This is a genomic window from Vibrio sp. 10N.261.54.A5, assembly GCF_041471145.1.
GTDB lineage: Bacteria > Pseudomonadota > Gammaproteobacteria > Enterobacterales > Vibrionaceae > Vibrio > Vibrio crassostreae_C.
This window is the reverse complement of the sequence record NZ_JBFRNU010000069.1, coordinates 55,250-55,660: the sequence shown is the minus strand read 5'-3', so window position 1 is coordinate 55,660 and position 411 is coordinate 55,250. Positions and strand designations below refer to the sequence as shown.

Genomic DNA, 411 nt, shown 5'->3' with positions numbered 1-411 from the left:
TAGCGCCTGTTAATAGGTCGGCATCAGTAAAGATTAACGTGCCGTCTTCTTCAACGCTGAACTGTTGATCTTGAGGTACTGGCAGGTCATTAACTGGGTTAACAGTTAGGTCTGCAGAAGCTTGAACGGTATTGGTGCCATCAGAGATATCGAAACTGATATCGATGTCACCATTGAAGTTCTCATCTGGCGTAATCGTAAAGCTGCCATCGTCGTTGGCTACAACCGTTGCATCACCGTCAACCGTTAGGCCACTAGCAGTAAGGTCATCGCCTTCAACATCAGATGCTTGAGAAAGCAGCTGCTCTTGGCTTAGACGAATCGAACCATCTTCGTCGATTGAGTACGCTAGGTCACCAGACACAGGCGCATCATCAACGGCAGTTACACTTACATCGATGTTGGCAGAGA

General features: G+C 47.7%; 1 protein-coding gene. It reads right to left on the bottom strand.

Annotated features, from left to right (window positions below; all coding sequences use genetic code 11):
• Positions 1 to 411 (bottom strand): cadherin-like domain-containing protein (locus tag AB4329_RS20045; protein ID WP_372139114.1); only part of this gene is annotated, 411 nt, incomplete at both ends.